We start from the raw sequence: 19,510 nt of genomic DNA, 5'->3' as shown, positions 1-19,510 counted from the left end.
GCAGTCGGCGACGGCCGTTTCCCGGTCAGTTCCGCGCCGCCTCCACGGCCCGGTTCAGGAGGGTCTCCACGTCGGTGATCCTCCGCTCGAGCTCGTCCGGGGCGCCGGGGAGGGTGCCCAGGAGCGCGTCCACGTCACGCAGCCCGGCCCGTGCGACGAGGCCCTTCTCGTTCGTGACCCACTCCCCCCGCGCCGCCAGCACCGCATGCGCCGTCTGTGTCGCGGCGAGGGCGATCGCGCCCGCGGCCTGGGTGACCGCACCCTTGGGCGCGTGGCCCGCCTTCGCGTAGGCGAGGGTGGCCGCGGCCATGCCGTGCCAGTGGGCCGGGGCGGTCTCGCGCAGGGGCGGCGGGTAGGCCGCGGGACGCGGCAGTTCACCCCGCAGCACCTTGTTGATCGCGAGTTCGGCGGCGAGCAGGTAGGTCGGGATGCCCGCCAGGTGGAACATCAGCGGCTCGACCCGGAAGCGGCCCTGCTCCGCTTCCGCCACCTCGTGTTCGACGACGTCGAGATCGCGGTAGTGCACGTCCACGCGCCGGCCGTCGACGGTCAGCCAGGCGCCGCCGTTGAAGACGCCGCCGCCCCACGCGCCGAGCTCGGACACCTCCCCCTCCCAGCCGACCGCACGGAGGTCGTCCGGATCGAAGGCTCCCCGGTAGTAGATCGCCAGGTCCCAGTCGCTGTCCGGGCGTTCGGTGCCCTGGGCCCGGGAGCCGCCCAGGGTGACGGCCCGGACGGCGGGGAGGGCGGCGAGGCGGTCGGCGGTGGTGTCGAGGAAGGTCTGGTCCGGGAGGGTGGGCACGGGCACGGCTCCTCGGCGGGCGGGTGACGGTGGTCCGGTGCAGCGTAGGGGGACGGCTCGGCCGGAGTGAAACGAAATACGGGTGCGTCCGCGCACCGGACCTCGCATGATCGGTGGGTTGCCCTCGGCCGCCGCCCGTAGATCGGAGATCCCCGTGATCCAGCGAGTCACTGTCCCGAGCCTGTTTCCGCCGCCCGTCTACTCCCACGCCTCCGTCGTCGAGGCCGGCACCAGACTCGCGTTCCTCGCCGGGTCCGTTCCGCTGGATGCCGACGGCAAGCTCGTCGGTCCCGGAGACCCCGTGCGGCAGGCGGAGCAGGTGATCGAGAACCTTCGCGAGCAACTGCGCGCGGTCGGCAGCGACCTGGCGCACGTGGTGGTGACCGATGTGTACGTGGTGAGCAGCGAACCGGCGACGCTGTCCGCCGTCTGGGACGTCGTCGAGGCGTCCGGGCTCAGTGCCGGTCCGCACTCGTCGACGCTGATCGGCGTGGCGTGCCTCGGATACACGGGACAGCTGGTGGAGATTACGGCGACAGCGATCGTGCCCGGCGAGCCGCCGGCCTGAGGCCTGAGGAGAACGCCATGTTGATCGAGCACCGAGGGCGGCGCCCCGTCGTCCCCGAGTCCGCGTACGTCGCCCCGACGGCCGTCCTGTGCGGGGCCGTCGTCCTCGGTGAGCGCAGCCGGGTGCTGCACGGGGCCGTGCTCACCGCCGAGGACGGGGAGGTGCGGGTGGGCTCGGACGTCGTCGTCATGGAGAACGCGCTGGTGCGGGGGCGGGCCCGGCATCCCGCGGTGATCGGTGACGCCGTGCTCGTCGGTCCGCACGCCCATGTCAACGGGGCGACCCTGGAGGACGAGGTCTTCGTGGCGACCGGCGCCTGCGTCTTCCCGGGCGCCGTCGCAAGCACCGGGTCCGAACTGCGGATCCACAGCGTGCTGCACGTCAACTCCGTGCTGCCGCCCGGCACCGTCCTGCCCATCGGCTGGATCGCGGCGGGGGCGCCCCGTGCCCGGCTCTTCGCCCCCGGCGAGCACGACGAGCTGTGGCAGGTGCAGGAGGCGCTGGACTTCCCGGGCACGGTGTACGGCATCCCGCGCGGCACCTCGATGCGGGAGGTGATGGCCCGCCAGGTGGGTTTCTACGGCGCCCATCGCGACGACATCACGCTTGACGACCCGTCATGAGCCAGTGCCCTCCCGGCCGCCCCCACACGTTCATCACGCTTGACGGCCGTCATGAGCCAGTGCCCTCCCGGCCGCCCCCACACGTTCATCACGCTTGACGGCCGTCATGAGCCAGTGCCCTCCCGGCCGCCCCCACACGTTCATCACGCTTGACGGCCGTCATGAGCTAGTGCCCTCCCGGCCGCCCCCACACCCTCCGTTTCGCCAGCGGCTCGGCGTAGCTCCCTGCCCGGCTCGTCGTCAGCCCCAGCGCCACCAGCGACTCCGCCAGTTTCACCGCCGCGGCGACCCCGTCGACGACCGGCATGCCCAGTTTCTCCCCGACCATCCGCTGCAACCCCGTCATGCCGGCGCAGCCCAGCACCAGCACTTCGGCCCCGGCCGCGCACGCCCGCTCGGCGGCGGCCAGGAACGCCGTCTCGGTGCGCTCGTCGTCGCCGAGGTCGAGCACGTTGAGGCCCGTGCCGACGATCGCGGCGCAGTTCCGCGCCACGCCCGCCGTCTCCAGGCTGTCCTCGATCTGGCCTACGGACCTGGCCAGCGTGGTGACGACGCCGTAGCGGCGGCCCAGCAGACAGGCCAGATGTGCCGCCGCCTCGGTGATGTCGACGACCGGTACGCCCACCAGTTCCCGGACGCCCTCGCGCCCGTGCTCCCCGAACCCGGCCATGACGACGGCGTCGTACGGCGGTCCGTCGTACGTCCGCAGCGTGTCCAGGACGGCGGCGGCGGACAGGTAGCTGTCGAGCCAGCCCTCGGCGGACTCCGGTCCCCACGCCGGGGTCAGTCCGGTCACGGCGGTGCCCGGGCCTGCGGCGGCCCGGGCACCTCGTACGATCTCCTCGGTCATCTCCTGCGTGGTGTTGCAGTTGGTGACGACGATCCGCACGTCTCTCAGACCTCCACGGCCACGCGCTCGGCGGCACGTTCGCTGCGGCACAGGACCGCGTACAGCCCGGCCGCGAGGGCCGTGCCGATGAACCAGGAGTACGGCGCCACGTCGCTGAAGTCCTTCACCAGCGCGAGCACCGCCGCGACACCCGCCGCCGGCAGGAAGGCCCACAGTGCCTTGGGGTTGACGCCCTTGCGGTAGTGGTACCGGGAGCCGGGGGTGGCGTCGAACAGTTCGTCCACGTTCACGCGGCCGCGCTTGACCCAGTAGTAGTCGAGCATGATCACGCCGAACAGCGGGCCGAGGAAGGCACCGAGGCCGCCGAGGAAGTAGTTCACGACGGTCGGGTTGGAGAAGAGGTTCCAGGGCGTGACGAGCAGGGCCGCGACCGTGCTGATCATGCCGCCGACCTTGAAGGTGATCTTCTGCGGCCAGACGTTGGCGAGGTCGTACGCCGGCGAGACGAAGTTGGCGACGATGTTGACGCCCATGGTGGCGATGGCGAAGGTCAGCGCGCCCAGCACCAGCACCCACGTGTTGCCGATCTCGGCGACGAGGTAGGCCGGGTCGGTGATCTCCTTGCCGAACACCTCGAACGCGCCCGCCGTGACGATGACCGACACGATCACGAAGGCCGTGGAGTTGACGGGCAGGCCCCAGAAGTTGCCGCGCCGTACGGACTTGTAGTCGGGCGAGAAGCGGGAGAAGTCGCAGAAGTTGAGCATCAGGGTGCCGTACGTGGCGAGGACCAGGCCGATCGCGCCGAACCACTGGCGCCACTGCTCGCCCACGGAGACCGGGTGCGGGGTGGAGGTGAGCGAGATCGTCCAGCCGGCCTTGGCGAGGATCCACACGGCCAGCGCGATCATCACGAGCCAGATCGCCGGACCGCAGAAGTCCTGGAACTTGCGGACCGATTCCATGCCGCGGCTGATGATCGCCGCCTGGACCAGCCACAGCGCGATGAAGGAGACCCAGCCGAGCGCGTCCAGCCCGAGGAACGAGTTGTGCGTCCACGACTCCAGGCCGGGCCAGGCCGCGAGCAGCATCACGTTGACGGCGACGGAGGCCAGGTAGGTCTGGATGCCGTACCACATGATGGCGATCACGGCCCTGATCAGCGCCGGGATGTTGGCGCCCCAGACGCCGAAGGCGATACGGCTGACGACCGGGAAGGGGACGCCGTGGCGCTGCCCGATCTTCCCCATCCAGTTCATGCCGATGTAGATGATCACGAAGCCGACGAGCAGGGACGTGAAGATCTGCCAGACGTTCATGCCCAGGAAGAGCAGCCCGGCGGCGAAGGTGTAGTTGCCGAGGTTGTGGACGTCGGACATCCACATGGCGAAGAGGTCGAAGACCTTCCAGTTGCGCTTCTTCGCGGGCGCGAGGTCTTCGTTGGTGAGCCGGGGATCGGGGACGAACGCTGGGGTGCCGGTGGGTGCGGCACGGTCGGCGAGGGACACGGGGCCTCCATGAGCGAGGGGACGTCGGAGGACTGCTCTGTGAGGAACTGCTGTGCGGGGTCCGCTCTGCGGAAGCTTTGGTATACCAAACTGCGGTCATGGTCTCGCCGTCAACAGTTCTGACCGATGTCGCTCTTGTTAACGCTCCGTAAAAGACCCCTCGCCTCGGCGAGGATGGTCTCCATGACGAAGATCGAACCTCTTGGAGCGGTACGCGAACGCGTCACGGCCGAGCTACGGCAGGAGATCATCGCGGGCAGCCTCCGCCCCGGCGACCGCCTGGTAGAACGCGAGCTGGCGGAACGCTTCGGCGTCTCGCGCGTTCCGGTCCGGGAGGCGATCCGGGCGCTCGTCGCCGAGGGCTTCGTCCACTTCGAGACTCCCCGCCGCACGGTCGTACGCCGCCTCACCCCGAACGACGTCAAGGAGCTGTTCGAACTGCGCGAGGCCCTGGAGGTCTACGCCGCCGGGCTCGCCGCGTCCCGCGCGACACCGGGGGACCTGGCCGAGGTCCAGGAACTCCTCGACCGCGCGGCCGCCGCCACCGAGGCCGGGGACGCCGAGCTGATCACGGACCTCAACAGCCGCCTGCACGACCGCATCGTGGCGATGGCCGGCAACAGCCTGCTGACCGAGGCCCTGGAACCGGTCGCCGGCCGGCTGCGCTGGATGACCCGGCGCAACGAGGAGTGGCCCCAGCTCCTCGTGGAGCACCGCGAGCTGTACGAGGCGATCGCCTCCGGCGACCCGGACCGGGCCCGCGCGCACGCGCTCACGCACGTACGGACCAACTACCGCTCCACGGTGCGGCATCTGTTCGGGGAGGAGCACACCCCGGACATCCCCTAGCCCTCTTCCAGCCCTCTTTCATGCCTCTTTCAGGCCTCTTCAGCCGGCGGTCGTCGGCAGCTCCGCCGCCCGCGCGGCCGTCCGCAGGACATCGCGCAGCATCACCGGGGTGAGCCTGCCGGTGAAGGTGTTGCGCTGGCTGACGTGGAAGCAGCCGAAGAGCTCGAGGCCGTCCAGGCGGAACCTGGCGCCGTGGCCGAAGGCCGGCCGGGGCCGGGGCACGGACCAGCCCGCCTCGGCGAACGCCGGCAGCGCGGCCTGCCAGCCGAAGGCGCCGAGCACGACCACGGCCCGCAGCGTCGGACGCAGCAGCCGCAGTTCCTGCACGAGCCAGGGGCGGCAGGTGTCCCGCTCCTGAGGGGTGGGTTTGTTCGCGGGCGGTGCGCAGTGCACGGGCGAGGTGACGCGCACGCCGTACAGCTCCAGGCCGTCGTGGGCGTGCTCGGCGGTGGGTCGGGAAGCGAGGCCGACGTCGTACAGCGCCTCGTACAGGACGTCCCCCGAGCGGTCGCCGGTGAACATCCGGCCGGTGCGGTTGCCGCCGTGCGCGGCGGGGGCGAGTCCGACGATCAGCAGCCGGGCGTCCTCCGGTCCGAATCCGGGCACCGGCCGCCCCCAGTACGTCCAGTCCGCGTAGGCGGCTCGCTTGACCCGGGCCACCTCCTCTCGCCAGGAGACGAGCCGCGGGCAGGCCCGGCAGTCCGTGATGCGCCGGTCGAGGAGAGGGAGACCGCTGGCGTCCATCACTCCACGGTAGGCGCAGGCGGGATCGTGGTCGTCACGGGGAGGCGGGTCCCTCGGACCGGTCCGGACACCGGTGCGCCGGTTCAAGTGGTGGTCGTGACCGGCGTGGACCGGACGCCGGCCCGCCGGAGCCAGAGCAGGGCTCCGGACAGCAGTACGGCACCGGTCAGCAGCCAGGGCAGGGGGCCCGACGGCAACACCCCGACGGCCAGGCCGGTGAGCGCGCCGACCAACTGCTGCGCGAGGGACTGGACGGACAGGGCGGTGGCGCGCCGCTCGCTGGGGACCCGGCGGTGCAGCAGGTCGTTCTCGTTCGGGGAAGCCGCACCGATCCCGAGGTGGAACAGGCAGAAGCCGACGACCGCGAGGGCCGTGGCGAGCAGGTGCGTGGTGGACGCGGTGACACCGAGCAGCAGCATGCCGCCCGCACAGCCCCCGAGGCAGACCAGCACCGCCCGTTCACCGCTGCCCGCGACCCTGGCGGCGAGCGGCGCGAGGTGACTGCCGACTCCACCGCAGACGAAGCCGGCGCAGGAGAGCGCGGCATAAGCCATCGCGCCGGAGCCGGTCGCCCCGGTCAGCGCCGCGGTACGGCCCGGCATGAGCAGTTCGATGACGGCCAGGGCACTGCCGACGGCCGCGGCGGTGAGCAGGACCCGCCGGACCAGCGCGTCGCGTCCGCCCAGCCGGAGTCCGCCCAGGACGGTGACCGGGACGCCGCGCAGCACGGAACGCGGGGTGGCCGCGGGCCGCGGCGGCTCCCGCAGGACGGTCAGCACGTAGCAGACGAAGACGACCCTGACCACGGCTCCGAGCAGCACGGGAACGGACAACGGCAGCACCGCTCCGGACGTCGCCTCGCTCAGCCGGGCACCGAGATCGGGCCCCAACCCGAGCAGCCAGGGCAGGGCACCGCCGAGCAGGATGCCAGCGGCGAGTGCGGCAGAGGTCGCGGAGCCGCCCCGGGCCAGACCCGTCCGCAGCTCGGCGTCTGGCCCGGAGTGCGCCTGGACGGTGTCGACGTACCAGGCTTCGGCGGTACCGCTGGCCAGGGCGCGGGCCGCGCCCATGAGCACCATGCCGGCGGTGAGTACCCAGGCGGTCGTGCCGAGGCCGACCAGGGCGAAGGCGACGACGTTGAGCGCACCGGCCATGGCGAGGACCGGCCGGCGTCCGAGGACGTCCGAGAGCCCGCCCGTGGGCAGCTCCAGCGCGGCCACGGTCAGCGAGTGAGCGGCGAAGAGCCCCGCCACCGCCGCGAGGGACATGCCGCGCTCGCTGAACAGCAGGACCAGCGAGGCCATGCCGAGGCCCGGCGGCAGCCATAAGAGCGCGCAGACGGTGACGTACCGGCGGCGAGCGGTCCGTATCCCGGGCGCCTCTAACGGTTCTCGCAGCTCTGTCATGAGGCGCTCTCACGAGCCGTGCCCTCACGGTCGTGCGGGGCGAGCGGCAGGCCGGCGGTGAGGAGCATGACGTGCTCGGCGCGCGGATCCTCCGCGTCCCGGGCGGTCAGTTCCTCCAGCTTCCGGGCGACCGTGTCCCAGAGCTCGGTGAGCGACTCGGCCGTCAGCCGGGGCATGAGGTCGCTGATCCCGGACGGCTCCACCCACTCCTGGCCGAACCGCCCGGCGGCCATGTCCGCCTCGTGCCGGGCGAGGGACACCTCCAAGTGCTCCAACTGCCGCCTCCGCGCCAGGCTCACGAAGGCGCGGCCCGCCTCGGAGGACTCCATCGCCTCGTTGCTCCAGGACGTCACGGTGTGCCGGGCCCGCCAGCGCCGCTCCCGCCCGTCACGGTGCTCGGCCTCGGCGATGAACGCGTACTTCGCCAGCACCCGCAGGTGGTAACTGGTCGACGCCGACGACTCCCCCGTCCGCGCGGCGAGCTCACTGGCCGTGGCGGGCCCGTCCTGCCGCAGCAGCCCGAGCAGCTGGATGCGCAGGGGGTGGGTGAGTGCCTTCAGGGCATCGGTGTCGTGCTCGGGATCGAGTACGCGCTTGTGCTCGTCGCTGTCCATGGCGGCAGGGTAGGCGACCGCCGGCATTCACCAAAAGACTTTTTGCAAAATTAATTTTGCAGATCCCCGCCGAGGACGATCACCTGCCCGGACGGCCCGAAAACAGGTGCCTGGAAGGACTAAGGTCGGGGACATGGCTTCTGAAGGCGCGGAGTACGACGGAGCGGATGACACGAAGGCCGTGGACCCGAAAGCCGTGGACGCGAAGACCGCGGATTCGAAGACCATGGACCCGAAGGTCGCGGCGGCGATCGCTGCCGCCGAGGCCGCCGGGCCGCAGAGCGGCGAGACGGTCCGCGTCGACAGCTGGATCTGGGCCGTACGCCTCGTCAAGACCCGTTCTCTGGGCGCCACCGCCTGCCGGGGCGGACACGTCCGTGTCAACGGCGAGCGTGTGAAGCCCGCCCACGCCGTGCGCGTCGGCGACGAGGTGCGCCTGCGGCACGACGGCCGGGAACGGGTCGTCGTCGTCACACGGCTGATCCGCAAGCGGGTCGGCGCCCCCGTGGCCGCCCAGTGCTACGTCGACAACTCCCCGCCGCCCCCGCCCCGTGAGGCCGTCGCCCCGGCCGGCATCCGCGACCGCGGCGCGGGCCGCCCAACGAAGCGCGACCGCCGCGAACTGGAACGCCTTCGCGGCCTGGCCGGCCCGGGCCCCGGCCCGGGAAGCGGCTTCGGCCCCGGCCCCACCCCCGGTCCCGGCGGAGGGTCTGGCAAACCGAGGCCGTGAGCAGCGCACTCGGCTCAGGTCATCCCCGGAGCCGCAGCAGGCGCAGCAGCTCCGCGTTGTGCCCCCGCCGCGCCCAGGCGATGAGGGCGAGCGGCACGATCAGGATGAGTGGTGTCGCCGCGTACTGCCCGCCCATGACGGCGATCTGGACGACGAACGCGCCCACCATCAGCGCGCCCAGCGCCATCGCCGCCACCGACTGGAGCACCGGGATCAACAGGGCGACCGCTCCGGCCAGTTCGAGCGCACCGATGGTGTACATCCCCGCGCTGCCCCAACCGAGCTTCTCGAACGACTCGGCAGCCGACGGGTGCGCGATGAGCTTGGGCAGGGCGCTGGCGATCCCGTAAAAGAGGGCGAGCAGTACCTGGAGGCCGCGCAGCGCGATCCGGGCACGCCTCCCGCGAGCGGTCGCGGACGCGGCGACGACCACACCGGCCGGGGCGGAGGGGGCGGCGGTGACGGGAGCGGTGGTCTCGGACATGGAGGTCTCCTGGGGGAAGCGGTCAGTGGTGGTGTCACAGGGATAGACCGCCCCTCACCCTCGAACTCATCGCCGACGGACAGATTTTCACCCGCCTCGCCCCGGCCCTGCCTGTCACGGGCAGAACCGCCGGAGCTTTTCCGCCGGATAGGGAGTCGTCCTACTCACCTCCTGGATCGTGCGACTTCCCGCCGATGCCCGTCCCCAACGGCACGGCCGCGTCCACCAGCTCGCACAGCTCGGCGTCCCCGCACAGCGCCAGTGACGTCGAGACCCTGTCGTAGCCGGCCAGTCGCCCGGCCTCCCCCACGCCGTGCGACGCCTCACGCACTCCGATCGCCCGGGCCGCCGGGCACCGCCCTCACCCAGGTCCGATCCTGCGTCAGGTACTGGTCCACTCTCAGGCCCGTCTCCCCCAGCGCCTCCTCGAACTGTTCCGTGGTCAGCGGTCGTGCCCGGAACGTATGGGTCCAGACCGCGTCCGGGAACTCGTACTCCGCGCGCACCGAGTTGACCCCGTCACCGACCGGCTCCGACGACACGACCCGGACGGTGAAGCCGCTGGGGTCCACCCGCTCGCGCGGCACGTTCGTGTGGTAGTCCTCCCCCTCCCGCTGGACCAGCACGCAGCCGCCCTCCGCGACATGCCGCACGCACGTGCGCAGCAGGCCTCGCCGCACCTCGGCGTCCCCGGCGTGCACGAGGAACGACGCCAGCAGCACCACGTCGAACTTCTCGGCCAGGGCCAGGTCCTCGATGGGGCTGCATATCGTCCGCGCTCCGCGTACCCGCTCCAGCATCTCGGCGGACTCGTCCACCGCCGTGACCTCGAATCCGCGCTCCAGCAGGGCATGGGTCATGCGCCCGACGCCGCTGCCCAGCTCCAGGATGCGCGCGCCCGCCGGCACCGCTGCCGCGATGACGTCCGGTTCGTCCCCGACGGGCAGCCGCGAGTAGAACTCCACAGCGCAGCCGTCCGGGGTGATGGCCCCGGGTCCAGTCCCCTCGTACCCCTCACGCATTTTCAGCTCCATGCCCGCCCAACGGACCACACCCGCACGCCCGTTCCCGTCCCGGCCGCGTTCACCCGCCCGAGTGAACGGCGTCCCGTACCGGGTCGGCTCCCCCATTGGTCGGCGTCCGCGGCGAGGAGTACTTTGCAGAGAGGAGCGGAGATGGTGATGCGTACAGGCAGTGAACCGAGGACTGCGCGCAGTGCCCTGCGTGTGCGCTTCTGGCTGAGCGTGTGGGGACTGGTCTGGGCGCTCTTCGGGACGGTCGCTTTCACGCTCGCCGGGAGGACCGGCTGGGCCATCGCCTGTGGCGCGCTGCTGCTGGTCGTCACGATCGACCTGATCATCGTCCTCAGGCACATCCGCCAGGGCCCGCACTACCAGCCGGGCCCCGACATCCCGCCCTACCATCCACCGGACGATCACCCCTGAGGCAGCGGCGTCACTGCTGAGGCAGCCGGAGACAGCCCCTGATGCGGACGGATCACCCTTGATGCGGACGGGAGCGGCCGCTCACGAGTCGAAGCCCGCCGCCTTGAGAAACCGCGGGTTAGGGTCCAGCGCGGCGGCCAGTCGGAAGTGGCGCTTGGCCTGGTCGGGGCGGTTCTGCCGCTCGTACGTGCGGGCGAGCGCGAAGTGCGCGAACGCGTTGTCCGGCTCGCGCTCCAGGACGATCGAGAACTCGAGCTCCGCCGGCCTCAGCTGCGCCGCCGCGAAGAAGGCACGCGCGCGCAGCAGCCGCGCGGCGGTGTTCTCCGGGTGCGCGGCGATGACTCCGTCGAGCAGCTTCACCGCGCCCCGCGGGTCCCGCGCCGCGAGCAGTTGCTCGGCGGCACGGAAGTCGATGACGTGCATCTCCGGAGTACGTCCGGTCGAACCGCTGGTCTCGGGCACGGCAGAGTCCTTCCCTCACTGCCAGGGTTCAACGCCCCCGCGAGGTGCCGCTATTCCTGAGGGGACGGCCGGGGCGCCCGCGACCTGCGCTCCAGCTCGGCCCACACGTCCTTCACGCGGCGCTCCAGGTCCTCCAGCGGGACGTCGTTGTCGATGACGATGTCCGCGATCTCCCGGCGCTGCTCGCGTGTCGCCTGGGCGGCCATCCGCGCGCGGGCGTCCTCCTCGGTCATGCCGCGCAGCCGTACGAGCCGGTCGAGCTGGGTCTCCGGGCTCGCGTCGACGACGATCACGACGTCGTACAGCGGCGCCAGGCCGTTCTCCGTGAGGAGCGGGACGTCGTGCACGACGACCGCGTCCTCGGCGGCGGCCTCTTCGAGCTCGCGGGAGCGGGCGCCCACGAGGGGATGCACGATGGAGTTGAGCGTGGCGAGCTTCGCCGCGTCGGCGAAGACGATGGAGCCGAGCCTGGGCCGGTCCAGACTGCCGTCGGCCGCGAGCACCTCCTCGCCGAAGGCCTCCACGACCGCGGCGAGTCCCGGGGTCCCGGGTGCGACGACCTCCCGTGCGATGCGGTCCGCGTCGATCAGCACGGCACCGCACTCGACGAACAGCCGTGACACCTCACTCTTGCCGGCACCGATACCGCCGGTCAGGCCCACCTTCAGCATGAGCCGAGCTTAGGCCCTGCCGAGGGAAGGGCCCTGTCCAGGTCTCCTGGGCTCAGCTGTCGCCTTCTCTCTCCGCCAGGAACTTCTCGAACTCCCGGCCGATCTCGTCCGCCGACGGGATGTCCACCGGCTCGGCGAGCATGTTGCCCCTGGTCTCGGCGCCCGCGACGGCGTCGTACTGGTGCTCCAGGCCCTCCACGAGCGCGGTGAGGTCCTCGTCGCCCTCGCGGATCTGCCGGTCGATCTCCGTCTGGGTGCGGTGGGCGTCCGAGCGAAGGGCGTGGGCGATGCCGGGCAGCACCAGTCCGGTCGCCGCCGTGATGGCCTCCAGGACCGTCAGAGCCGCGTCCGGGTACGGGGAGCGGGCGATGTAGTGCGGCACGTGGGCGGCGACGCCCAGGACGTCGTGCCCGGCCTGGAGCAGGCGGTACTCGACGAGGGACTCGGCGCTGCCGGGCACCTGCGCCTCCTCGAAGGGGCTGCGGTGGCCCGGGACGAGGTCGGTGCGGTTGCCGTGCGGGGTCAGGCCGACGGGCCGGGTGTGCGGGACGCCCATGGGGATGCCGTGGAAGTTCACCGACAGCCGGACGCCGAGCCGCTCAACGATCTGTTGCACGGCGGCCGCGAAGCGCTCCCACTCGACGTCCGGCTCGGGGCCGGACAGCAGCAGGAACGGCGCTCCGGTGGCGTCCTGCACCAGCCGCACCTCGATGGCGGGGTCCTCGTAGTCGCTCCAGCGGTCGCGCTTGAACGTCAGCAACGGGCGGCGGGCGCGGTAGTCCACGAGCCGGTCGTGGTCGAAGCGGGCGACGACCTGGTGGGGCAGCGAGTCGAGCAGCCGGTCGACGATCTGGTCGCCCGTCTCGCCCGCGTCGATGTATCCGTCGAAGTGGTAGAGCATGACAAGTCCGGCCGACTCCTGGGCCAACGCCATGTCGACGACGGCCAGGCCCTTCGGCTCCCATGCGTACAAACCCTGCGGATCTAGCACAGTGACCGCTCCTCCTCGTGTTCACACTCCACAACACCGTTGCGGGCATGGGCATTCCCCGGAGAAGGAGAACATTGATCTTGACTGCTGGGACAACGCCCCTGAGGGGCGCGGGGAACTGCGCGACAAGCCCCCCGTCGGCCCGTAGCCGAACGACGGCCCCTGACACACGCTGAGGGCCCGCACCTCGAAAGGTACGGGCCCTCAGTCAGGAGCTACAGCTCAGTGGGCGTTCAGCTCTGCCCACCCGCCAGCTTCTCGCGAAGCGCGGCGAGCGCCTCGTCCGAGGCCAGCGCGCCGGAGTTGTCCGGACCCTCGGAGGAGTACGAACCGCCACCCGACGCGGCCGGAGCCGCACCCGCGGTGTCGCCACCCTCGGCAGCGGCCTTCTCGTCCGCCTCGCGGGACTTGATGACCTGCGCCTGGTGCTGCTCGAAGCGCTGCTGCGCCTCGGCGTACTGGGTCTCCCAGGCCTCGCGCTGGGTCTCGTAGCCCTCGAGCCAGTCGTTGGTCTCGGGGTCGAAGCCCTCGGGGTAGATGTAGTTGCCCTGGTCGTCGTAGGACGCGGCCATGCCGTAGAGGGTCGGGTCGAACTCGACCGTCGACGGGTCGGCACCGAAGGCCTCGTTGGCCTGCTTCAGCGAGAGGCTGATGCGACGGCGCTCGAGGTCGATGTCGATGACCTTGACGAAGATCTCGTCGTTGACCTGGACGACCTGCTCCGGGATCTCCACGTGGCGCTCGGCCAGCTCGGAGATGTGGACCAGACCCTCGATGCCCTCGTCCACGCGGACGAACGCACCGAACGGAACCAGCTTCGTGACCTTGCCGGGCACGACCTGGCCGATCTGGTGGGTGCGGGCGAACTGCTGCCACGGGTCTTCCTGGGTCGCCTTCAGCGACAGGGAGACGCGCTCGCGGTCCATGTCGACGTCGAGGACCTCGACCGTGACCTCCTGGCCGACCTCGACGACCTCGGAGGGGTGGTCGATGTGCTTCCAGGACAGCTCGGAGACGTGGACCAGACCGTCGACGCCACCCAGGTCCACGAAGGCACCGAAGTTGACGATCGAGGAGACGACGCCGGAACGGACCTGACCCTTCTGGAGGGTCGTGAGGAACGTCTGGCGGACCTCGGACTGGGTCTGCTCCAGCCAGGCACGGCGGGACAGGACCACGTTGTTGCGGTTCTTGTCGAGCTCGATGATCTTCGCCTCGAGCTCCTTGCCCACGTAGGGCTGGAGGTCGCGGACGCGGCGCATCTCGACCAGGGAGGCCGGGAGGAAGCCACGGAGGCCGATGTCGAGGATGAGACCACCCTTGACGACCTCGATGACGGTACCGGTGACGATCCCGTCCTCTTCCTTGATCTTCTCGATGGTGCCCCAGGCGCGCTCGTACTGGGCGCGCTTCTTCGAGAGGATCAGGCGGCCTTCCTTGTCCTCCTTCTGGAGAACAAGGGCCTCGATCTCGTCACCGACGGCGACGACCTCGTTCGGGTCGACGTCGTGCTTGATCGAGAGCTCGCGGCTCGGGATCACACCTTCGGTCTTGTAACCGATGTCGAGCAGGACCTCGTCCCGGTCGACCTTCACGATGACGCCGTCGACGATGTCGCCGTCGTTGAAGTACTTGATCGTCTCGTCGATCGCGGCGAGGAAGGCTTCCTCGTTACCGATGTCGTTGACCGCTACCTGCGGGGTGGTGGCGGTGGTCTCGGTGCTGCTCGTCATGTGGGAAAGGGCTCCGGTACGGACATTGAAGTCGTAGGTACTGCTACGCCGGGAGCCCGTTTCGCTCTGCAGAAGCCGGACAGCCAAGGAAGCGCCACACAAAACCGGTGGCGCCTCGACAACCGAGGGGACATACATACAGATGCGAGCGCAGCCTGCTACGTCTGAGGTGCGCAGGCCCGCAGCGCAACTTGTAGCATACGGGGGCAGCCGGGCAGGGTCAATGCGCGAAGCCGCCCACCCGGGGCGGAACACCGCATACCCGGCACAAGTCGTGTCGTCCGAGGCCAAGCAGGGCGTGTGACGCCCCCTTCGGGACACCTCCGGGGCCGGCTGGACGGAAGAGTACGACGAGGGAGCCGATCATCCAAGAGCCCGAAGCGTCCGAACCCGAGGCGACCCGGCGTGACGCAGATGTCACGGAGAGCTCCCGGGCCAACCGGGGCTGGTGGGACCGCAACGCGGACGAGTACCAGACCGAGCACGGCACCTTCCTCGGCGACGACCGCTTCGTGTGGGGCCCCGAGGGCCTGGACGAGGTGGAGGCCGAGCTGCTCGGCCCGCCGGAGGAGCTGAAGGGCAAGGACGTCCTGGAGCTCGGCGCGGGCGCGGCGCAGTGCTCGCGCTGGCTGGCCGGCCAGGGCGCCCGCCCGGTGGCCCTGGACATCTCGCACCGGCAGTTGCAGCACGCGCTGCGCATCGGCGGACCGTTTCCCCTGGTGTGCGCCGACGCCGGCGCGCTGCCCTTCGCGGACGGCTCCTTCGACCTGGCCTGCTCGGCGTACGGGGCGCTGCCCTTCGTGGCCGACCCGCGGCTGGTGCTGCGGGAGGTGCGCCGGGTGCTGCGGCCCGGGGGCCGCCTGGTCTTCTCGGTGACGCACCCGATCCGCTGGGCCTTCCCGGACGAGCCGGGCCCGGAGGGGCTGTCGGTGTCGGGTTCGTACTTCGACCGCACGCCCTACGTCGAGCAGGACGAGGAGGGCCGCGCGGTCTACGTCGAGCACCACCGCACGATCGGCGACCGCGTCCGGGACGTGGTGGCCTCCGGCTTCCGGCTGGTGGACCTGGTGGAGCCGGAATGGCCGGCCTGGAACTCCTCCGAGTGGGGCGGCTGGTCGCCGCTGCGCGGGAACCTGATCCCGGGGACGGCGATCTTCGTGTGCGAGCGGGACTGACGCACACGCGCGTGACAGGCGCCTTCCGCGCCGTACGACACTGAGGACGTGATCCGTTACGACGCCTTGGACGCCCTGCCCGTACGCGGTGCCCTGCCCGCCCTGGACGACGCTCTGGAGGGGCACGGCACCGCCGTCCTCGTGGCGCCGCCCGGCACCGGGAAGACCACCCTGGTGCCCCTGGCCCTGGCGGGGCTGCTCGGCGAAGGGCACCGGCGGCGGGTGATCGTCGCCGAGCCGCGGCGGATCGCGGCCCGGGCGGCGGCGCGGCGGATGGCGTGGCTGCTGGGAGAGAAGGTCGGCGAGAGCGTCGGCTACACCGTGCGCGGGGAACGCGTCGTCGGGCGGCACACGCGCGTGGAGGTCGTCACGACCGGTGTGCTGGTGCAGCGGGTGCAGCGGGACCAGGAGCTGGCCGGTACGGACGTGGTGGTGCTCGACGAGTGCCACGAGCGGCATCTGGACGCGGACACGGCGGCGGCGTTCCTGTGGGACGTACGGCAGACGCTGCGCCCCGAGCTGCGGCTGGTGGCCGCCTCGGCGACGACCGACGCGCAGGGGTGGGCCGCGCTGCTGGGCGGTGCTCCGGTGGTCGAGGCCCAGGGGGCGGCGTATCCGGTGGAGGTCGTGTGGGCGCCGCCGGTGCGGCCGGTACGGCCGCCGCACGGGATGCGTGTCGATCCGGCGCTGCTGGCGCATGTGGCGTCGGTGGTGCGGCGGGCACTGGCCGAGCGGGACGGGGACGTGCTGTGTTTCCTGCCGGGGGTGGGTGAGATCGCCCGGATCGCCGGGCAGCTCGGGGGGCTCGGGAACGTCGAGGTGCTTCAGGTGCACGGGCGGGCGTCCGCGGCCGTGCAGGACGCCGTGCTGGCCGGCGGGGAGGGCCGCCGGGTGGTGCTGGCCACGTCGGTGGCCGAGTCGTCGCTGACGGTTCCCGGGGTGCGCATGGTCGTCGACTCCGGGCTGGCGCGGGAGCCTCGCGTCGACCACGCGCGCGGGCTGAGCGCGCTGACGACGGTGCGGGCTTCACAGGCGTCCGGGCGGCAACGGGCGGGGCGGGCCGGGCGTGAGGCGCCGGGGGCGGTGTACCGGTGCTGGGCGGAGGCCGAGGACGCGCGTCTGCCGCGCTTTCCCTCGCCGGAGATCAAGGTGGCCGACCTGACGGCGTTCGCGCTTCAGGTGGCGTGCTGGGGGGATCCGGACGCGTCCGGGCTGGCGCTGCTGGACCCGCCACCGGGCGGGGCGATGGCGGCGGCGCGGGAGGTCCTGGCGGCGGTCGGGGCCGTCGACTCCGTCGGGCGGGCCACGGAGCGGGGTGCTGCGCTGGCTCGGCTGGGGTTGCATCCCCGGTTGGGGCGGGCGTTGCTTGACGGTTCCGGCCTGGTCGGGGCGGAGAGGGCCGCTGAGGTCATCGCGTTGCTCAGCGAGGAGGCGCCGCGGGAGTACGGGGATGATCTGGCGGGTGCGTTGCGTCGTGCCCGGCGTGGGGGTGACGCCTACTCCGGGCGGTGGCGGGCGGAGGTTCGGCGACTGCGGGCCGTCGTTTCCGGCGTTCCTCACCCACCCGCCCGCGTCTTGCGTCCACAAGCACGGGTCGACGCGTGGGCCACCTCCTCGGAGGAACGCCAGGTCGGTCTCGTCGCCGCTCTCGCCTTTCCCGAGCGTGTCGCCAAGGCCGACGGCGGGTCGTATCTCATGGCGTCCGGAACCCGTGCCGAGGCCGGGGACGGGAGCGCGCTGCGCGGTTGCCCCTGGATCGCTGTCGCCATGGCCGACCGGCCCGTCGGCAAGGGCCACGCACGCGTGCAGCTCGGCGCTGTCGTGGACGACGAGACGGCCCGGCTCGCGGCCGGCGCGTTGCTGGAGGAGCGGGACGAGGTCTTGTGGGACGGCGGGGACGTCGTGGCGCGGCGGGTGGAGCGGCTGGGGGCCGTGGAGCTGGCGGTGCGGCCGCTGAAGGACGCCGGTCCCGGCCTCGTACGCGGTGCGCTGCTGGAGGGGCTGCGGCGGGAGGGGTTCGGCGTGCTGCGGTGGTCGCCGGATGCCGTTGTTCTGCGGCAGCGGCTCGCCTTCCTGCGGCTGCACGTCGGTGAACCGTGGCCCGACGTCTCGGACGACGCGCTGCACGCGCGCGTGGACGAGTGGCTGGAGCCGGAGCTGAGCCGGGCCCGGCGGCGGGCCGACCTGGCGCGGATCGACGCCGGGGCGGCGCTCGCGCGGCTGCTGCCCTGGGCGTCCGGGGAGGCCGGGCGGCTGGACGAGCTCGCCCCGGAGCGGATCACCGTGCCGAGCGGGTCGAGGATCCGCGTCGACTACTCCCGGCCCGAGCAGCCTGTCCTGGCGGTGAAGTTGCAGGAGATGTTCGGGCTCCAGGAGTCGCCGCGGATCGCGGGGGTTCCGCTGCTCGTCCATCTGCTGTCCCCGGCCGGGCGGCCGGCCGCCGTCACCGCCGATCTCGCCTCGTTCTGGAAGGACGGCTACAAGGGGGTACGGGCGGAGCTGCGCGGGCGGTATCCGAAGCATCCGTGGCCGGAGGACCCGGCCGGGGCCGAGCCGACCCGGCACACGAGCGCCCGGCTCAGGCGCTGACCGCTGACCACCGTCCGGCTCAGGCGCTGACCGGTGACGGTTCCTCGGCCTCGGCGGGATCCGGGCCGGACGGGTGTCGGCTGCGGGCCTCCAGGTACAGCGCGAGGGCCAGCAGGAGGACGCCGAGCGCCAGGGAGCCCCAGGGCAGGTAGGACGTCAGCAGCAGGATGAGCAGGCGCTGGGACTTCACCAGGTCGACCGTGTGCGTGATGTAGTCCTCGCGCATCTTCACGTGCCCGGCGAAGGCGGTCACCTTGTCGCGGTCTCCGAGGAGGGTGCCGCCGCGCAGTTCCTCCTTGTGGAGTTCCTCGCCGTAGACGGGGGCGCCGGTGAGGGGTTCGACCCAGAACTTGCGGACCGTGGTGTACCAGCGGGTCGTACCGGTGGCGGCGACCGACTCGGGGGTGAGGCCCTCGACGGGCAGCGTCTTCGGGATCCTCACCTTGGTCCAGGGGATGGTCTGCTCGAAGTAGTAGACCTCCAGGCCGCGGAAGTCCTGTGTGCCCTTGTAGTGGATGGGGGCGGTGACGCGGGCCTGGGCGTCGAAGTACTCGTAGTCCCGTTTCTCGGTGAGGAACGGCCATTTGAACTCGATGCCCTCGCGGCGCACCGGGTCGCCGTCGACCATCTCGCCGGTGGCGTGGACGGGTTCCTGGGTGTGGGCGTCGAAGATGTAGCGCTCGGGGATCTTCGACACCATCTCGCCGTCGGGGCCGACGACGTAGGACAGGCCGTCCCAGACGACCACGTCGCGGCCCGCCGACTCCTCGATCCGCTCGGAGGCTTCGACGTTGCCCTTGAGGGTCTGCACGATCGTGACCTCGGGGACCGTGCGGGCCCGCATCGTGCCGTAGTCGAGGAGGGTGGCGTTCTCCGCCTCCAGGACCATGTCCTGGTACTGGTTCGCGGGGACTTTGGCGAGGCGCGGGAACGCGTACCAGCGCAGCAGGGGGGACAGGGCCGCGAAGAACACGGCGAGGGCGAGCAGGACCAGGCCGGCCTTGCGGCGCATCTCGGCCTCCCTCCCGGGCGGGCGGTCAGGGGTGTGCGGGCACCGTCGTCAGCAGCGGCTTCGGGGACGTCCCGCCCGAGGGGGTGCCCAGGGCGGTCAGCGTCAGGACCACGGCGAACGCGACGGCGAGACCGGTGGCGGCGGCGACGAGGGTGCGCATACGGGGCCTCCCCACGGGCGAGCTGATACACCGTCAGGTTTCTCGGCACCGTAGCAACGCGCGGCGGAGATGAGAACACGTTGCACGCACAACG

Annotated in this window: 22 protein-coding genes; 7 read left to right on the top strand and 15 right to left on the bottom strand. The window is 71.6% G+C overall.

Features of this window, described 5'->3' with window-relative positions:
- Positions 1-25: 25 nt before the first annotated feature.
- Positions 26-802 (bottom strand): nucleotidyltransferase domain-containing protein, encoded by a 777-nt coding sequence (locus tag QC385_RS17895; RefSeq protein ID WP_443032928.1) that lies wholly within the window; start codon positions 800-802, stop codon positions 26-28.
- Positions 803-956: 154 nt separating this feature from the next.
- Between QC385_RS17895 and QC385_RS17890 the strand changes: the two genes are divergently transcribed.
- Together QC385_RS17890 and QC385_RS17885 are read left to right on the top strand one after the other, a co-directional pair.
- Entirely contained in the window at positions 957-1,370 is a 414-nt protein-coding gene (locus QC385_RS17890) for a RidA family protein (RefSeq protein ID WP_279542323.1), read from the top strand.
- Positions 1,371-1,387: 17 nt separating this feature from the next.
- Positions 1,388-1,993, top strand: a complete 606-nt coding sequence (locus QC385_RS17885) for a gamma carbonic anhydrase family protein (RefSeq protein WP_279542322.1) — start codon at positions 1,388-1,390, stop codon at positions 1,991-1,993.
- 166 nt (positions 1,994-2,159) lie between these two features.
- Here QC385_RS17885 and QC385_RS17880 read toward each other — a convergent pair whose 3' ends face one another.
- Entirely contained in the window at positions 2,160-2,882 is a 723-nt protein-coding gene (locus QC385_RS17880; RefSeq protein WP_279542321.1) for an aspartate/glutamate racemase family protein, read from the bottom strand.
- 5 nt (positions 2,883-2,887) lie between these two features.
- Complete coding sequence (locus QC385_RS17875; RefSeq protein ID WP_086601700.1) at positions 2,888-4,351, bottom strand: NCS1 family nucleobase:cation symporter-1; 1,464 nt, start codon at positions 4,349-4,351, stop codon at positions 2,888-2,890.
- 174 nt (positions 4,352-4,525) lie between these two features.
- Between QC385_RS17875 and QC385_RS17870 the strand changes: the two genes are divergently transcribed.
- Positions 4,526-5,200 (top strand): GntR family transcriptional regulator, encoded by a 675-nt coding sequence (locus QC385_RS17870; RefSeq protein WP_279542320.1) that lies wholly within the window; start codon positions 4,526-4,528, stop codon positions 5,198-5,200.
- Between the two features lie 39 nt (positions 5,201-5,239).
- Here the strand turns inward: QC385_RS17870 and QC385_RS17865 are convergent, their stop codons facing one another.
- The 3 genes from QC385_RS17865 to QC385_RS17855 all read right to left on the bottom strand — a co-directional run bounded on the left by QC385_RS17865 (position 5,240) and on the right by QC385_RS17855 (position 7,964).
- Positions 5,240-5,944, bottom strand: a complete 705-nt coding sequence (locus QC385_RS17865; protein ID WP_279542319.1) for a uracil-DNA glycosylase — start codon at positions 5,942-5,944, stop codon at positions 5,240-5,242.
- An 83-nt stretch (positions 5,945-6,027) separates the two neighbouring features.
- On the bottom strand, positions 6,028-7,350 hold the full coding sequence (locus QC385_RS17860) for an MFS transporter (RefSeq protein WP_279542318.1): 1,323 nt from the start codon (positions 7,348-7,350) through the stop codon (positions 6,028-6,030).
- The gene (locus tag QC385_RS17855; protein ID WP_279542317.1) at positions 7,347-7,964 is read right to left on the bottom strand and encodes a helix-turn-helix domain-containing protein; all 618 of its coding nucleotides are present in this window, start codon (positions 7,962-7,964) and stop codon (positions 7,347-7,349) included. The genes QC385_RS17860 and QC385_RS17855 overlap by 4 nt, the downstream gene beginning before the upstream one ends.
- 133 nt (positions 7,965-8,097) lie before the next feature.
- On the opposite strand from QC385_RS17855, the gene QC385_RS17850 reads away from it, so the two are divergent.
- Complete coding sequence (locus tag QC385_RS17850) at positions 8,098-8,694, top strand: RNA-binding S4 domain-containing protein (RefSeq protein WP_279542316.1); 597 nt, start codon at positions 8,098-8,100, stop codon at positions 8,692-8,694.
- Positions 8,695-8,713: 19 nt separating this feature from the next.
- Here QC385_RS17850 and QC385_RS17845 read toward each other — a convergent pair whose 3' ends face one another.
- The 3 genes from QC385_RS17845 to QC385_RS17835 all read right to left on the bottom strand — a co-directional run bounded on the left by QC385_RS17845 (position 8,714) and on the right by QC385_RS17835 (position 10,200).
- The gene (locus QC385_RS17845; RefSeq protein ID WP_279542315.1) at positions 8,714-9,178 is read right to left on the bottom strand and encodes a DoxX family protein; all 465 of its coding nucleotides are present in this window, start codon (positions 9,176-9,178) and stop codon (positions 8,714-8,716) included.
- A 160-nt stretch (positions 9,179-9,338) separates the two neighbouring features.
- Complete coding sequence (locus tag QC385_RS17840; RefSeq protein WP_443032927.1) at positions 9,339-9,509, bottom strand: hypothetical protein; 171 nt, start codon at positions 9,507-9,509, stop codon at positions 9,339-9,341.
- The gene (locus QC385_RS17835; protein WP_279542314.1) at positions 9,502-10,200 is read right to left on the bottom strand and encodes a class I SAM-dependent methyltransferase; all 699 of its coding nucleotides are present in this window, start codon (positions 10,198-10,200) and stop codon (positions 9,502-9,504) included. Before QC385_RS17835 ends, QC385_RS17840 begins: the two co-directional genes overlap by 8 nt.
- 159 nt (positions 10,201-10,359) lie before the next feature.
- On the opposite strand from QC385_RS17835, the gene QC385_RS17830 reads away from it, so the two are divergent.
- On the top strand, positions 10,360-10,623 hold the full coding sequence (locus QC385_RS17830) for a DUF6343 family protein (RefSeq protein ID WP_279542360.1): 264 nt from the start codon (positions 10,360-10,362) through the stop codon (positions 10,621-10,623).
- Between the two features lie 81 nt (positions 10,624-10,704).
- On the opposite strand, the gene QC385_RS17825 is transcribed toward QC385_RS17830, so the two are convergent.
- The 4 genes from QC385_RS17825 to rpsA all read right to left on the bottom strand — a co-directional run bounded on the left by QC385_RS17825 (position 10,705) and on the right by rpsA (position 14,480).
- On the bottom strand, positions 10,705-11,085 hold the full coding sequence (locus QC385_RS17825) for a tetratricopeptide repeat protein (RefSeq protein WP_279542313.1): 381 nt from the start codon (positions 11,083-11,085) through the stop codon (positions 10,705-10,707).
- Between the two features lie 50 nt (positions 11,086-11,135).
- On the bottom strand, positions 11,136-11,756 hold the full coding sequence (gene coaE / locus QC385_RS17820; protein ID WP_279542312.1) for a dephospho-CoA kinase: 621 nt from the start codon (positions 11,754-11,756) through the stop codon (positions 11,136-11,138).
- Positions 11,757-11,808: 52 nt separating this feature from the next.
- A complete protein-coding gene (locus tag QC385_RS17815; RefSeq protein WP_279542311.1) occupies positions 11,809-12,747 on the bottom strand; it encodes a PAC2 family protein in 939 nt (312 codons plus the stop codon).
- 233 nt (positions 12,748-12,980) lie between these two features.
- A complete protein-coding gene (gene rpsA, locus QC385_RS17810) occupies positions 12,981-14,480 on the bottom strand; it encodes a 30S ribosomal protein S1 (protein ID WP_150480266.1) in 1,500 nt (499 codons plus the stop codon).
- 362 nt (positions 14,481-14,842) lie between these two features.
- On the opposite strand from rpsA, the gene QC385_RS17805 reads away from it, so the two are divergent.
- Positions 14,843-15,655 carry a class I SAM-dependent methyltransferase gene (locus tag QC385_RS17805; protein ID WP_336621303.1) on the top strand — a complete coding sequence of 271 codons (813 nt, stop codon included), beginning with the start codon at positions 14,843-14,845 and terminating at the stop codon, positions 15,653-15,655.
- A 48-nt stretch (positions 15,656-15,703) separates the two neighbouring features.
- Positions 15,704-18,244, top strand: a complete 2,541-nt coding sequence (gene hrpB / locus QC385_RS17800; RefSeq protein ID WP_279542309.1) for an ATP-dependent helicase HrpB — start codon at positions 15,704-15,706, stop codon at positions 18,242-18,244.
- A gap of 19 nt (positions 18,245-18,263) precedes the next feature.
- Here the strand turns inward: hrpB and QC385_RS17795 are convergent, their stop codons facing one another.
- Both QC385_RS17795 and QC385_RS17790 read right to left on the bottom strand, forming a co-directional pair.
- Positions 18,264-19,256 (bottom strand): DUF3068 domain-containing protein, encoded by a 993-nt coding sequence (locus tag QC385_RS17795; RefSeq protein ID WP_279542308.1) that lies wholly within the window; start codon positions 19,254-19,256, stop codon positions 18,264-18,266.
- Between the two features lie 25 nt (positions 19,257-19,281).
- Complete coding sequence (locus QC385_RS17790) at positions 19,282-19,416, bottom strand: SPW_0924 family protein (RefSeq protein ID WP_279542307.1); 135 nt, start codon at positions 19,414-19,416, stop codon at positions 19,282-19,284.
- Between the last annotated feature and the right edge of the window lie 94 nt (positions 19,417-19,510).

It is taken from the genome of Streptomyces sp. DH10 (assembly GCF_029813805.1).
Lineage (GTDB): Bacteria > Actinomycetota > Actinomycetes > Streptomycetales > Streptomycetaceae > Streptomyces > Streptomyces coeruleofuscus.
The sequence above is the reverse complement of the archived record's forward strand: the minus strand, read 5'-3'. Positions and strand labels throughout refer to the sequence as shown.

What these genes read in the sequence shown, in the direction of transcription:
- QC385_RS17885 (WP_279542322.1), top strand. Translation starts at nt 1,388, where the DNA reads ATGTTGATCGAGCACCGAGGGCGGCGCCCCGTCGTCCCCGAGTCCGCG.
- QC385_RS17870 (WP_279542320.1), top strand. Translation starts at nt 4,526, where the DNA reads ATGGTCTCCATGACGAAGATCGAACCTCTTGGAGCGGTACGCGAACGC.
- QC385_RS17865 (WP_279542319.1), bottom strand. Translation starts at nt 5,944, where the DNA reads ATGGACGCCAGCGGTCTCCCTCTCCTCGACCGGCGCATCACGGACTGC.
- QC385_RS17860 (WP_279542318.1), bottom strand. Translation starts at nt 7,350, where the DNA reads ATGACAGAGCTGCGAGAACCGTTAGAGGCGCCCGGGATACGGACCGCT.
- QC385_RS17855 (WP_279542317.1), bottom strand. Translation starts at nt 7,964, where the DNA reads ATGGACAGCGACGAGCACAAGCGCGTACTCGATCCCGAGCACGACACC.
- QC385_RS17850 (WP_279542316.1), top strand. Translation starts at nt 8,098, where the DNA reads ATGGCTTCTGAAGGCGCGGAGTACGACGGAGCGGATGACACGAAGGCC.
- QC385_RS17845 (WP_279542315.1), bottom strand. Translation starts at nt 9,178, where the DNA reads ATGTCCGAGACCACCGCTCCCGTCACCGCCGCCCCCTCCGCCCCGGCC.
- QC385_RS17835 (WP_279542314.1), bottom strand. Translation starts at nt 10,200, where the DNA reads ATGCGTGAGGGGTACGAGGGGACTGGACCCGGGGCCATCACCCCGGAC.
- QC385_RS17830 (WP_279542360.1), top strand. Translation starts at nt 10,360, where the DNA reads ATGCGTACAGGCAGTGAACCGAGGACTGCGCGCAGTGCCCTGCGTGTG.
- coaE (WP_279542312.1), bottom strand. Translation starts at nt 11,756, where the DNA reads ATGCTGAAGGTGGGCCTGACCGGCGGTATCGGTGCCGGCAAGAGTGAG.
- rpsA (WP_150480266.1), bottom strand. Translation starts at nt 14,480, where the DNA reads ATGACGAGCAGCACCGAGACCACCGCCACCACCCCGCAGGTAGCGGTC.
- QC385_RS17795 (WP_279542308.1), bottom strand. Translation starts at nt 19,256, where the DNA reads ATGCGCCGCAAGGCCGGCCTGGTCCTGCTCGCCCTCGCCGTGTTCTTC.
- QC385_RS17790 (WP_279542307.1), bottom strand. Translation starts at nt 19,416, where the DNA reads ATGCGCACCCTCGTCGCCGCCGCCACCGGTCTCGCCGTCGCGTTCGCC.